Annotated in this window: 12 protein-coding genes; all 12 read left to right on the top strand. The window is 37.2% G+C overall.

Annotation, left to right across the window (positions count from 1 at the left end):
- The first annotated feature begins 149 nt into the window (after positions 1–149).
- Positions 150–782, top strand: a complete 633-nt coding sequence (locus tag AB8S09_RS10960) for a redox-sensing transcriptional repressor Rex (RefSeq protein ID WP_294180161.1) — start codon at positions 150–152, stop codon at positions 780–782.
- Positions 783–1,035: 253 nt separating this feature from the next.
- Positions 1,036–1,815, top strand: coding sequence for a short-chain-enoyl-CoA hydratase (locus AB8S09_RS10955; RefSeq protein ID WP_294180164.1), 780 nt, complete (start codon positions 1,036–1,038; stop codon positions 1,813–1,815).
- A 49-nt stretch (positions 1,816–1,864) separates the two neighbouring features.
- On the top strand, positions 1,865–3,004 hold the full coding sequence (locus AB8S09_RS10950) for an acyl-CoA dehydrogenase (protein ID WP_294180166.1): 1,140 nt from the start codon (positions 1,865–1,867) through the stop codon (positions 3,002–3,004).
- Between the two features lie 14 nt (positions 3,005–3,018).
- Positions 3,019–3,801 (top strand): electron transfer flavoprotein subunit beta/FixA family protein, encoded by a 783-nt coding sequence (locus tag AB8S09_RS10945; RefSeq protein WP_294180168.1) that lies wholly within the window; start codon positions 3,019–3,021, stop codon positions 3,799–3,801.
- A 16-nt stretch (positions 3,802–3,817) separates the two neighbouring features.
- The gene (locus AB8S09_RS10940) at positions 3,818–4,819 is read left to right on the top strand and encodes an electron transfer flavoprotein subunit alpha/FixB family protein (protein WP_369869110.1); all 1,002 of its coding nucleotides are present in this window, start codon (positions 3,818–3,820) and stop codon (positions 4,817–4,819) included.
- A 28-nt stretch (positions 4,820–4,847) separates the two neighbouring features.
- On the top strand, positions 4,848–5,696 hold the full coding sequence (locus tag AB8S09_RS10935; RefSeq protein WP_294180172.1) for a 3-hydroxybutyryl-CoA dehydrogenase: 849 nt from the start codon (positions 4,848–4,850) through the stop codon (positions 5,694–5,696).
- Between the two features lie 275 nt (positions 5,697–5,971).
- Positions 5,972–8,248, top strand: coding sequence for a bifunctional dihydroorotate dehydrogenase B NAD binding subunit/NADPH-dependent glutamate synthase (locus AB8S09_RS10930; RefSeq protein ID WP_294180173.1), 2,277 nt, complete (start codon positions 5,972–5,974; stop codon positions 8,246–8,248).
- 68 nt (positions 8,249–8,316) lie between these two features.
- Positions 8,317–9,225 (top strand): DNA-3-methyladenine glycosylase family protein, encoded by a 909-nt coding sequence (locus AB8S09_RS10925; protein WP_294180174.1) that lies wholly within the window; start codon positions 8,317–8,319, stop codon positions 9,223–9,225.
- Between the two features lie 21 nt (positions 9,226–9,246).
- A complete protein-coding gene (locus AB8S09_RS10920) occupies positions 9,247–9,507 on the top strand; it encodes a hypothetical protein (RefSeq protein ID WP_294180175.1) in 261 nt (86 codons plus the stop codon).
- Between the two features lie 239 nt (positions 9,508–9,746).
- Positions 9,747–11,237, top strand: a complete 1,491-nt coding sequence (locus AB8S09_RS10915) for a 4Fe-4S dicluster domain-containing protein (RefSeq protein ID WP_369869109.1) — start codon at positions 9,747–9,749, stop codon at positions 11,235–11,237.
- A 199-nt stretch (positions 11,238–11,436) separates the two neighbouring features.
- A complete protein-coding gene (locus AB8S09_RS10910) occupies positions 11,437–12,153 on the top strand; it encodes a TVP38/TMEM64 family protein (RefSeq protein WP_294180180.1) in 717 nt (238 codons plus the stop codon).
- A gap of 320 nt (positions 12,154–12,473) precedes the next feature.
- Positions 12,474–12,758 carry a co-chaperone GroES gene (gene groES, locus AB8S09_RS10905; RefSeq protein WP_294180182.1) on the top strand — a complete coding sequence of 95 codons (285 nt, stop codon included), beginning with the start codon at positions 12,474–12,476 and terminating at the stop codon, positions 12,756–12,758.
- Positions 12,759–12,814: the final 56 nt, after the last annotated feature.

Here is a 12,814-nt window from a genome sequence, read left to right as displayed (position 1 = left end):
GTGATAACTTTTTTGTAGTCCTAATTTGAAATATTGTATTAGATAATAGAAAAAGAAGCTATTGACATATGATATAATTAAATAATAGTATAAATTATATAAATATAATAATAGATAAGATAATAAATTTTATAAATACGAGGTGCTTTATGGATAAGAAAAAAAATATATCGATGGCTGTGATAAGGAGATTGCCCAAATATCATAGATATTTAGGCGATCTGATGAAAAACGACGTAGATAGAATATCTTCAAAAGAATTGAGTGAAAAAATAGGGTTTACAGCCTCCCAAATAAGACAGGACTTGAATTGTTTTGGAGATTTTGGACAGCAGGGTTACGGGTATAATGTAAGTGAATTATATAGCCAGATATGCAATATACTTGGCCTTGTGAAATTGTATAAAACAGTGATAATAGGTGCAGGGAATATAGGTCAGGCTATAGCTAATTATACCGGCTTTGAAAAATTGGGGTTTGAATTAAAATCTATATTTGATGTAAACCCTAAACTCATTGGCCTTAGGATAAGAGATATTGAAATAAAAGATATTGACTATCTGCCTGATTTTTTAAAGGAGAATACTATAGATATAGGTATAATATGTGTTCCGAGCATTAATGCACAGAAAGTTTGTGATATACTGGTAAAAAATGGAGTAAAGGGTATTTGGAATTTTGCGCCGGTGGATCTGGTAGTTCCGGATGATGTGAAAGTAGAAGGTGTACATTTAAGTGACAGCTTGCTGATTTTAAGTTGTCTGTTAAATGATATGGAATAAAAATTTGTTTAACAAATACAGCTGTACAGTATAAAATTCTGAATTTTAGATAAAAGTAGCAATAATTATACTATTTATATTGAAATATGTAACTTCAAAGTATATAATAATAGTTAAAGCAAAGGATTTTACTTTGACTATTATTGCATATATTTGTGATATTATTAACAATTGTTGCGATAAAACATTTAATTTTATCATATAATTTTATCATAAATTTATTAAAATTATTAAAACTTTGGGGAGGGTCAATATGGAATATAAGAATATTATTCTGAAAAAAGAGGGGAAACTGGCACTGCTTACAATAAATAGGCCTAAGGCACTCAATGCTTTGAATTCGGAGACAGTAACCGAAATAAATGGCGCTCTGGATGAGATTGCAGCAGATGATACTGTGCTGGCTGTAATAGTTACTGGTTCAGGGAAATCTTTTGTAGCTGGGGCAGATATAACTGAGATGAAAGATTTCAATTCTGTTGAAGGAAGAAAATTCGGCAGACTTGGCAATAAAGTTTTCAGAAAACTTGAGAATTTGGAAAAACCCGTTATAGCAGCGGTAAATGGTTTTGCTCTAGGCGGTGGATGTGAACTTTCCTTGGCTTGCGATATAAGGTTGGCTTCTACAAAAGCTAAATTTGGACAACCAGAAGTAGGACTGGGAATTACTCCGGGTTTTGGAGGAACTCAAAGGCTTGCAAGAGTAGTTGGACTGGGCATGGCCAAAGAACTCATATATACTGCAAAAATGATAAAGGCTGATGAGGCTTTTAGAATAGGTCTGGTAAACGGTGTATATGAACCTGAAAATTTGCTGGAAGAAGCAAAAAAACTGGCAAATACAATAGTGGCCAATGCACCTATAGCTGTTAGAATGAGCAAAGTTGCCATAAATAGGGGAATTCAATGTGACATAGATACAGCTACAGCTTACGAATCAGAAGTATTTGGTGAATGCTTTTCTACAGAAGATCAAAAAGAGGGAATGACGGCTTTTGTAGAAAAAAGAGAGAAAAATTTTAAGAATAAATAATTTGGAGGCTATATTTTATAGTATGAAACTATATTAGGGGGTAAAATAAATGGATTTTACATTAACAAGGGAACAACAATTTGTAAAACAGATGGTAGATGAATTTACCGAAAACGAAGTTAAGCCGATAGCTGCTGAAATAGATGAAACCGAGAGATTTCCTCAGGAAACAGTGGATAAAATGGCTAAATACGGTATGCTGGGAATCCCTTTTCCAGTTAAATATGGCGGAGCAGGTGGAGATACGCTGTCTTATATATTGGCTGTTGAAGAGGTTTCCAAAGCTTGTGCCACTACAGGAGTCATATTGTCAGGACATACTTCGCTTTGTGCTTCACTGCTTGAACAATTTGGTACAGAAGAACAAAAACAAAAATATTTGGTACCTCTGGCAAAGGGAGAAAAACTTGGCGCTTTCGGCTTGACAGAGCCCAATGCAGGTACTGATGCCTCGGGCCAGCAAAGCCAGGCTATCCTTGACGGAGATCATTATGTTTTAAACGGACAAAAAATATTCATTACAAACGGAGGAGTTGCAGATACCTTCATAGTATTTGCTATGACGGATAGGAGCAAGGGCACCCATGGAATATCTGCATTTATACTTGAAAAGGGAACACCGGGTTTTTCCATAGGTAAAAGGGAAAACAAGATGGGCATAAGAGCTTCTTCCACTACCGAGTTGATATTTGAGGACTGCATAATTCCAAAAGAGAACCTGGTAGGAAAAGAGGGAAGAGGTTTCCCGATAGCAATGAAGACTCTTGACGGTGGAAGAATCGGCATAGCCGCACAGGCTCTCGGCATCGCAGAAGGTGCTTTGGATGAAGCTATTGAATACATGAAAGAGAGAAAACAATTTGGAAGGCCGCTTTTTAAATTTCAGGGTTTGGGCTGGACAGTAGCAGATTTGGATACCGAGATAGAAGCTGCCAGATTTTTGGTCTATAAGGCGGCTGTAAATAAGGACAGGGGAGTTAATTACACCGTGGATGCAGCAAGGGCTAAACTGATAGCAGCCAACGTAGCCATGGAAGTTACTACTAAAGTGGTTCAGATATTTGGTGGATATGGATATACTAAGGACTATCCTGTAGAGAGAATGATGAGAGATGCTAAAATAACTGAAATATACGAGGGAACTTCAGAAGTTCAGAAGATGGTTATTTCAGGAAAGTTATTTAGATAGGAGGGGAACTTATAATGAATATAGTTGTTTGTTTAAAACAGGTACCAGATACCAATGAAGTTAAGATAGATCCTAAAAAAGGAACATTGATAAGAGAAGGTGTTCCGTCAATAATAAATCCGGACGATAAAAATGCCCTCGAAGAGGCGCTGGTTATAAAAGAAAAAGAAGGGGGAAAAGTCACAGTAATAAGCATGGGACCGCCCCAGGCAGAAGTTGCACTGAGGGAAGCCCTGGCAATGGGTGCTGACGATGCAATACTTATAACAGACAGGGCTTTTGCAGGTGCGGATACCTGTGCCACAGGATATGCGCTGTCGGGTGCTCTGAAGAAGCTGGACTATGATATTATATTTGCCGGCAGGCAGGCTATAGATGGTGATACCGCCCAGGTTGGTCCTGAGATAGCTGAATTTCTTCACATACCTCAGGTGACTTATGTGGAAGAAGTTGAAGTTAAAGACAAAAATACGTTAAAAGTGAAAAAGGCCCTGGAGGACGGTTATGAGACTGTGACCGTGAAGACTCCGGTGCTTCTTACAGCTATAAAAGAGCTGAATAAACCTAGATATATGCATATGAAGAACATATTTAAGATATTCAAGCAGGATATAAAGGTATGGCATGCGGACGACATAGATGTAGATAAATCCCTTCTTGGACTTTCAGGTTCTCCAACAAGAGTTAGAAGAACTGCTACGAAAGAGGCAAGAGGAAAAGGAGAAATAGTTAATAAGCCATATAAGGAAGCTGTAACATATGCACTTTCAAAATTAAAGGAAAAACACTTAATTTAATTAGGGGGGATTTATAATGAACATAGCAGATTACAAAGGTGTATGGGTATTTGCAGAACAGAGAGACGGAGAGCTGCAGAAAGTTGCACTGGAATTGCTTGGAAAAGGCAAGGATCTGGCAGGCAAATTAGGGGTTGAATTAACTGCTGTATTGCTTGGAAGTGATATGGACAATGCAGCTAAAGAGCTGGTTGCTTATGGAGCTGACAAGGTGATCTATGCGGACAGCCCGCTTTTGAGGCATTATACCACAGATGCTTATGCCAAAGTCATCTGTGAATTGATAAATGATAGAAAACCAGAGGTATTTCTCATAGGTGCAACATATATAGGAAGAGATCTGGGACCGAGGATAGCGGCCAGACTCAGAACAGGACTTACGGCAGATTGTACGGGACTTGATGTTGACATGGAGTCAAAAAATTTGCTTATGACGAGGCCGGCATTTGGTGGAAATCTTATGGCAACTATAGAGTGTGCCGATCACAGGCCCCAGATGTCAACTGTGAGGCCGGGAGTTTTTGAAAAACTTGGAAAAGATGACAGCAGGACTGCAGACATAGATAAATTCAAGGCAGATGTAAGCTCTTCTGATGTTAAGATTAAGATAGACCAGGTGATAAAAGTTGCAAAAAATGTAATGGATATAGGGGAAGCAGATGTCATAGTGTCTGGAGGAAGAGGACTTGGCAGCCAGGAAGGTTTCAAAGTCCTGAAAGAACTGGCGGATCTCCTGGGAGGAACTATAGCAGGTTCCCGTGCAACTGTTGATAATGGATGGATAGACAAGGCATATCAAGTAGGACAGACGGGGAAGACCGTAAGGCCTAAAATGTATATAGCTTGTGGAATATCCGGAGCTATACAGCATCTGGCAGGAATGCAGGATAGTGATTTTATTGTAGCTATAAATAAGGATGAAAGCGCTGCAATAATGAAAGTAGCAGATCTTGCTTTAGTTGGGGATTACAGAAAGATTGTACCTGAAATGGTATCCCAGATTAAAGCTATGAAATAGATCAGGTAAATTTAGGGGAGGGATATAGATGAAAAAAGTATGTGTTCTTGGTGCAGGGACAATGGGTTCCGGCATAACTCAGGCTTTTGCATCAAAAGGTGTGGAAGTTATAGTAAGAGATATAAAAGATGAATTTGTTGAAAGAGGAATTTCAGGAATAAAAAAGACCCTGGGAAAAAGAGTGGCCAAGGGAAAGATGACACAGGCAGATGCTGACGGCATACTTTCTAGAATAAAAGGAACAGTTGACCTTAAACTGGCAGCTGATTGCGATCTAGTAGTAGAAGCGGCAGTAGAGAACATGGAAATAAAGAAGCAGATTTTTTCTGAACTGGATAAAATATGTAAGCCTAGTACCATTTTGGCTTCCAATACTTCTTCATTATCTATAACTGAAATAGCATCCGCTACAAACAGGCCTGACAAGGTTATAGGTATGCACTTCTTTAACCCTGCACCTGTTATGAAATTGATTGAAATAACAAAGGGAATGGCTACGTCACAGGATACTTTTGATGAGGTTAAAAAAGTTGCCATAAGCATAGGCAAAGACCCTGTAGAGGTAGCTGAAGCTCCGGGCTTTATTGTAAATAGGATATTAATACCTATGATAAATGAAGGCGTAGGTATACTGGCTGAAAGTGTAGCTTCGAAGGAAGACATAGATAAGGCCATGAAGTTAGGTGCAAATCATCCGATGGGACCTTTGGAATTGGGAGATCTTATAGGACTTGATGTATGTCTTGCCGTAATGGATGTACTTTATACAGAGACTGGTGATTCCAAATACAGGGCTCATCCGCTGCTCAGGAAATATGTAAGAGCCGGGTGGCTTGGAAGAAAGACCGGAAAAGGATTCTATGACTATAAAAAATAATTGTTCGAATTAAATCAAAATTTTAAAGGATCATTAAACCATTTTATAACAAATTGTAAATATGGTTTGATGATCCTTTTGCTAATTAATAAATTATGCACTTTTTGTAATTATGTGATATAATTATAAAGGATTACTATGGGTCAAGTATAAATAGAGGGGAGTTGAAATCGTCAAAATTATGCATAGGGTAATTTTTATCCGAATTTACACCCTTGGAGTGAATGACCATATGCACTATGAAAAGGGAATAAAACATTTATTGGCGTGATATCATGTATAAAATAGTACGAAAAAAAGAACTGGCACCCAAAATTTTTTTAATGGATATAGATGCACCGAGAGTTGCATCATCTTGCTTACCTGGTCAATTTGTCATTGTTAAAATGGATGAAAAAGGGGAGAGGATACCTTTAACTGTCTGTGATTATGATTCAAAAGCGGGCACGGTTACAATAGTATTTCAGACATCAGGAGATTCAACCAAGAGAATGGCTGAATATAAAACAGGAGATTATTTTGAAGATTTTGTTGGCCCACTGGGACAGCATTCCGATCTTATGAATATGAGTTTGGAAGAACTCAAGGGGAAAAATATAATATTTGTAGCAGGAGGAGTTGGCACTGCACCGGTTTACCCTCAGGTAAAATGGCTTTACAGCCATGGGATAAAGGCTGATGTCATAGTTGGATGTAAATCTAAAAATTATCTTCTTTTTGAAGATGAATTAAAGCCCATTTGTGATAACCTTTATATAGCTACTGATGACGGCAGTTATGGATATAAGGGTTTTGTTACGGACCTTTTGAAGGAACTTATTGATAAGAAAACTAATAAGGACTATAATTATGTAGTTGCCATAGGGCCGATGATAATGATGAAATTCATAGCACAGCTTACTAAAAAATACGGCATCAAGACAATAGTGAGTTTGAACCCGATAATGGTAGATGGTACTGGAATGTGTGGAGCCTGCAGGGTTACCATAGGTGGAAAAGTTAAATTTGCCTGTGTGGACGGACCTGAGTTTGACGGTCATCTTGTAAATTTTGACGAGGCTATGAGAAGACAGGCCATGTACAAGACTGAAGAGGGAAAAAAGATATTGAAAAAAGAAGAAGGGGATACCTTTGACAGAAAAGGCCGTGAATGTAGGGCAGAGGAAAAATTTAATAGGATGAGGAGAGTCCCAATAAGTGAACAGGATCCTAAAGTAAGGGCCACTAATTTTGATGAGGTGTGTCTTGGGTATACCGAAGATGAGGCTGTGAAAGAAGCATCCAGATGTCTGAATTGTAAAAAACCCATGTGTGTGACTCAATGCCCTGTTTCTATAAGAATACCCAAATTTATAGAACAGGTTAAAAACAGAGACTTTGAAAAAGCTGCCAGAATAATAGCTGAATCCAGTGCACTTCCTGCAGTTTGCGGAAGGGTGTGTCCTCAGGAAAACCAGTGTGAAGGAAAATGTGTTCTTGGGAAAAAGGGGGATGCTGTTGCCATAGGCAAGCTGGAGAGATTTGTGGCGGATTGGTCCCGTGAAAATAACATTGATTTGTCTGAAACTTCACCCAAGAACGGCAGAAAAGTAGCTGTAATCGGCAGTGGACCTTCAGGGCTCACATGTGCCGGAGACTTGGCAAAACTTGGGTATGATGTTACCATATTTGAAGCTTTACATAAGGCAGGTGGAGTTTTAGTATATGGAATTCCTGAATTCAGGCTTCCGAAGGAGAAAGTAGTGCAGCATGAAGTTGAAAATGTGAAGAAATTAGGAGTTAAGATAGAAACTGATATGATAGTAGGCAGAACTATTACCATAGATGAGCTCCTGGATAAGGAAGGTTTTGAGGCAGTATTCATAGGTTCTGGTGCAGGTCTTCCAAGGTTTATGGGAATACCTGGGGAAAATTTAAACGGAGTATTTTCAGCCAATGAATTTTTAACAAGAAATAACCTCATGAAGGCGTTTAAGAAGGACTACGACACGCCTATAAAAGTTGGCAAAAAAGTTGCCGTAGTAGGCGGAGGAAATGTGGCAATGGACTCTGCTAGGACGGCACTTAGACTTGGTGCAGAGGTATGTATAGTGTATAGAAGATCCCGTGCGGAACTTCCGGCAAGGGCTGAAGAAGTTCATCATGCCGAGGAAGAGGGGATAAAATTCAATCTTTTGACTAATCCTGTAGAGATATTGGGAGATGAAAAAGGTTGGGTCAAGGGAATGAAATGTGTAAAGATGAAATTAGGCGAGCCGGATGAATCTGGCAGGAGAAGACCTATTAAAATAGAGGGCTCGGAATTTGATCTGGCTGTAGATACAGTTATTATGGCACTTGGAACTTCACCGAATCCACTTATAGCTTCTACAACGAAGGGACTTGAAATTAACAAGCGCAGATGCCTGGTGGTACAGGATGATACCGGACTGACTACGAGAGAGGGAATATACGCTGGAGGAGATGCAGTTACTGGAGCTGCCACGGTAATACTTGCCATGGGGGCAGGTAAAAGAGCGGCAAAGGCTATAGATGAATATCTAAAGAAATGATAGGGAAAAGACTGTACTGGAGTTGTTCTGGTACAGCCTTTTAAATTATGAAAATAAGGAGTACATATATGGATTTTAACTATATAGAAAGTTTTGAAGGTGGAATTGTAATAAAAAATGTGCGGAATTTTGAGCTGCCCCATATATTTGATTGCGGACAATGTTTCAGATGGGATAGGAAGGAAAATGGCAATTATATAGGTGTGGCTTTCAGGAGAGTTATTGAGGTGGAAAAAAGAGATAATGATGTATTGCTGTACAATACATCTCCCCAGGATTTTAAAGAGATATGGGCAGATTATTTTGATCTGTACAGGGACTATGATGAAATAAAAAAGATTCTCAAGAAAGACCCGATTTTAAAAAAGGCAGTGGAATTTGGAAGTGGAATAAGGCTCTTGAAACAGGATCCTTTTGAACTCATTGTTTCTTTTATAATATCTGCAAACAACAGAATACCTATGATAAAAAGGGCGTTGAAAAAGATCAGCCAGAGATGGGGTGAACCTATAAAATACAGAGGAGAAACCTATTATGCTTTTCCAAAGATAGAAAAATTGAAGGATGCCACTATGGAAGAACTTGCATCCTGCGGTACCGGATTTAGGAACAAATATATAATGGATACTGTAAGGAAAATTTATTACAGGGGAATTGAGAATCGACAAAATTATGACAAATCCTATGATATAAACTGGATTAAAATGCAGAAAGATGAAATATGTCATAAAGGACTGCAGAAGTTTATGGGTATAGGACCAAAAGTAGCTGACTGCATCATGCTTTTTTCCATGCAGAAGTATTCTGCATTTCCTGTAGATGTCTGGGTTAAAAGGGCTATGGAGCACTTTTATCTGGCACCGGATGTATCCTTGAAAAAAATAAGAGATTTTGGGATAAATAAGTTTGGCCAGCTGTCAGGGTTTGCACAGCAGTACCTCTTCTACTACGCAAGAGAAAACAATGTGAAGATATAGAAAGTTAGGGGAGAAGAAAAATTGAAGAATATATTAAAGTACATACCTGGATTTAGGACAGGGGAAAAATCTAAAATGTTAATTGCTGCAGCTTATTATGTAACTTGTTCTATAGCACTTATACCCAATTGGGGGCTGTTTTTACTTTTCTTTGCGGCACCTTTTGTACTTTTTAACGGCATGAGCGCATTTAAAGATAAATCCAAAATGTATGCTGCAGTTTGTATAATAGCTTTTATGGTCATGTGTCTGGGCAGATTTATTGTGTCATTGGGAAAGTAGTGAAAATGTTGTCCATCATTCATTGTCAATTGTCCATTGTCAACTGTAGAATCCCTGTACCACTTTCACGATCAAATTGATACTGATTAGATTAAAAATTGATTGGTTGTAGATTACTGTTAAATAAGGAATCAAAAAATATTTTCTGATTTTATAAAAGTTGTTACAATTAAAATTATAATCTGTTATAATTTAAACAAGGGAAGATATATTATTAGATGTCATGGGGGATGGATAAAATGGTGAATTTTGAGACTCCATTAAAAAGATTGAAATTTTTGGTTCTAAGGGAAGTTGCTTCTCTGGTCATGAAGAATAAATTGAACAAGGAAGAGCTGATAAAAATACCCTATAAGATAATTAAGGGTAAGGACAAGGCAGAATATAGGTGCTGTGTGTACAAAGAAAGAGCGGTTTTATATGAAAGAGCTTTACTGGCATCTGGGTTCATACCTACTGATAATATAACTTTGGATTTAAAAAAAATTGATGACAGGGATCATATGATGTATGTTCTTTCGGCTGCCTGCGATAGATGTCCTATATACAAATACAGTGTAACGGAAGCCTGCAGAGGATGCATACAACATAAATGTATGGAAGTGTGTCCTGCTAATGCCATAACTAGAGTTAACGGGAGATCACACATAGATCATGATGTCTGTAAGGAATGTGGTATGTGTAAAAAAGTATGTCCCTATAATGCCATAGCGGAAGTGATGAGACCTTGTAAAAAGTCTTGTCCTACTGGGGCTCTGGAGATAAATCCGGATAGTAAAAAAGCACAGATAGACAAGGAGAAATGCATCAACTGCGGTGCCTGCATGGCTGCATGTCCATTTGGAGCTGTAGCTGATAGAAGTTATATTGCAGAAGTTACAGGTGCCTTATGTGAAAAAAAAGACATATATGCTGTGGCAGCTCCTGCTATAACTGGGCAATTTGGACCGAAAGTCACAGTTGGGCAGCTTAAGAGTGCATTTAAAAAAATTGGCTTTAAGAATATGGTTGAAGTTGCCTGTGGCGCAGATGCAGTTACTGTAAATGAATCCGATGAATTTGTAAATAGAATGAATTCCGGGGACAAATACATGACAAGTTCCTGCTGCCCGGGATTTGTAAGTTATATTGAAACTAAATTTCCAAGTGAGGTTTCTAAAATATCCAGTACCGTTTCACCTATGGTTGCTGTTGCCAGGATGATAAAAGAAGAGGATAAAAATGCAGTGGTAGTTTTTGTAGGACCCTGTACCGCTAAAAAAAGTGAAATTAACAGGGATTCTGTAAGAGGTGCAGTGGATTATGTACTGACATTTGAGGAAATATTTGCACTTATGGGTGCATTTGGCGTGAAACCTGAAAGTTGTGATGACATACCTGTGGATGATGCCTCTCTTTATGGAAGGGGCTTTGCCCAGCAGGGAGGCCTTACAGCTGCTGTAGAAAATTGCATAGGTGATAAAAAGGACAAAATTGATTTTAAACCTGTGAAGGCAAGTGGAAGAGACGAAATAAAAAAGGCCATGGTTATTGCCAGATTAAAAAGACTCCATGGAAATTTTATAGAGGGAATGATGTGTCAGGGAGGCTGTATTGGAGGCCCTGGTACAATGGTCAGCTTGATGAAATCCAGACCCCAATTGATTAAATTCAGCAGAAAGTCCAGTAAAAAATCCGTACTTTCCAATGAAAATCTGGAAAAATTTAAAAAAGTAAATTTGAGCAGATAATTATGAAACACCCCGATAATTTGTCATGGATTGTCGGGGCTCTTTGCATTTTAAAATTTAATCGAAAATTAATGTATCTGCAGCTATTATTATGATAAAATCTTTATAAGCGGATATGTTTGTTCCAAAATAAAAGTATATGGCAAAATTAAGTGGATATAATTAATATTAAAGTTAAGTATATTTTAAGGTGATTTCATTGAAAGAAAAAATTAAAAAAAAATTAATAGAATATAAACCTTATATAGCCTTAAGTGTAATAGGACTTGTACTGCTCGTTGCAGCCTATGAATATTATCACAGATATATTTATATATTTAGAGATCCTGACAAAATAAGATATATAATAACCTCTTACGGGAAATACGGTGTCTCGGTATTTTTGCTCATTCAGATTTTACAGGTAATAGCTTTTTTTATACCAGGGGAGATCGTTCAGATGTCAGGTGGATATATATATGGCACTGTGTTTGGAAGCATACTGTCCATTATAGGTATAACCGTTGGGAGTATAATTTGTTATGGAATATCGCAAATTTACGGCAAGCCTTTGGTAAATAAAATGATATCCAAGAGGCATTTGAAATTTTTCGATAAAATATTGCGTTTGGGAAGCATAAATTCTGTAGTGTTTTTGTTGTATTTGATTCCGGGCATACCGAAGGATGTGCTGGCCTATATATGTGGGATATCGGATATAAACCTTAAAAATTTCATAATGTATTCTACATTGGGGAGACTGCCTGGAATAGTTATTTCCACATATTTTGGATCAAAAATATATTCGGGGAACAAGATAGAACTTATAGTCATAGCGCTTCTCATGATTTCTTTGTTTGTTGTAGGTGTACTCAAAGGGGAGAAGATAATATCCAAAATGGTAAGAGGCGGTTCTCAATCTGGAAGTAATAAGTAAGTTTAAAATATTATTTATTACTTTTTTTGTATATAGATATATGTATTTGGAAAACAATAGTAGTGTATCTTTTGCACGTTACTTTTTATAATAGGATATTAGTGAAATCGATAGAAATAAGCTGAAATATCTATTTAATTAAAGGATATTGAACATTTTTTGGGAAATTTAGTATAATATATACTGAATTTAAATTTGATAATATAAATAGTATTCATTATTATAATAATTGTATTAGCACTCATAATTAATGAGTGCTAACAAGAAAAAGTTAAAAATTAAATTTAAATAAATCTAAAGTATTTTAAGGAGGGGTTTAGATGAAAATTAGACCACTTGGAGACAGAGTTGTAATTAAAAAAATAGAAGTGGAGGAAACTACTAAAAGTGGTATTGTTTTACCGGGTACTGCCAAGGAAAAACCACAAGAAGCTGAAATCGTAGCAGTAGGACCTGGCGGAATGGTTGATGGAAAACAAGTTAATATGGAGGTTAAGGTAGGGCAAAGAGTATTATTTTCCAAATATGCCGGAAATGAAGTAAAAATAGACAATAAGGATTATACTATCTTAAAACAGGATGACATATTGGCTGTAATCGAGTAAAAATATTAAATTCAAGAACAAAAAAGTTTTTATTATAAAAATGTATGTTGTAGGGA

Origin of the sequence: Clostridium lapidicellarium, assembly GCF_041224415.1 — a bacterium.
GTDB classification, from domain to species: domain Bacteria; phylum Bacillota; class Clostridia; order Clostridiales; family Clostridiaceae; genus Clostridium_B; species Clostridium_B lapidicellarium.
This window is presented reverse-complemented; position numbering and strand designations above follow the sequence as displayed.

Bases quoted from the DNA above. Each gene is read 5' to 3' on its own strand.
- AB8S09_RS10960 (WP_294180161.1), top strand. From the start codon at position 150: ATGGATAAGAAAAAAAATATATCGATGGCTGTGATAAGGAGATTGCCC.
- AB8S09_RS10955 (WP_294180164.1), top strand. From the start codon at position 1,036: ATGGAATATAAGAATATTATTCTGAAAAAAGAGGGGAAACTGGCACTG.
- AB8S09_RS10950 (WP_294180166.1), top strand. From the start codon at position 1,865: ATGGATTTTACATTAACAAGGGAACAACAATTTGTAAAACAGATGGTA.
- AB8S09_RS10945 (WP_294180168.1), top strand. From the start codon at position 3,019: ATGAATATAGTTGTTTGTTTAAAACAGGTACCAGATACCAATGAAGTT.
- AB8S09_RS10940 (WP_369869110.1), top strand. From the start codon at position 3,818: ATGAACATAGCAGATTACAAAGGTGTATGGGTATTTGCAGAACAGAGA.
- AB8S09_RS10935 (WP_294180172.1), top strand. From the start codon at position 4,848: ATGAAAAAAGTATGTGTTCTTGGTGCAGGGACAATGGGTTCCGGCATA.
- AB8S09_RS10930 (WP_294180173.1), top strand. From the start codon at position 5,972: ATGTATAAAATAGTACGAAAAAAAGAACTGGCACCCAAAATTTTTTTA.
- AB8S09_RS10925 (WP_294180174.1), top strand. From the start codon at position 8,317: ATGGATTTTAACTATATAGAAAGTTTTGAAGGTGGAATTGTAATAAAA.
- AB8S09_RS10915 (WP_369869109.1), top strand. From the start codon at position 9,747: ATGGTGAATTTTGAGACTCCATTAAAAAGATTGAAATTTTTGGTTCTA.
- groES (WP_294180182.1), top strand. From the start codon at position 12,474: ATGAAAATTAGACCACTTGGAGACAGAGTTGTAATTAAAAAAATAGAA.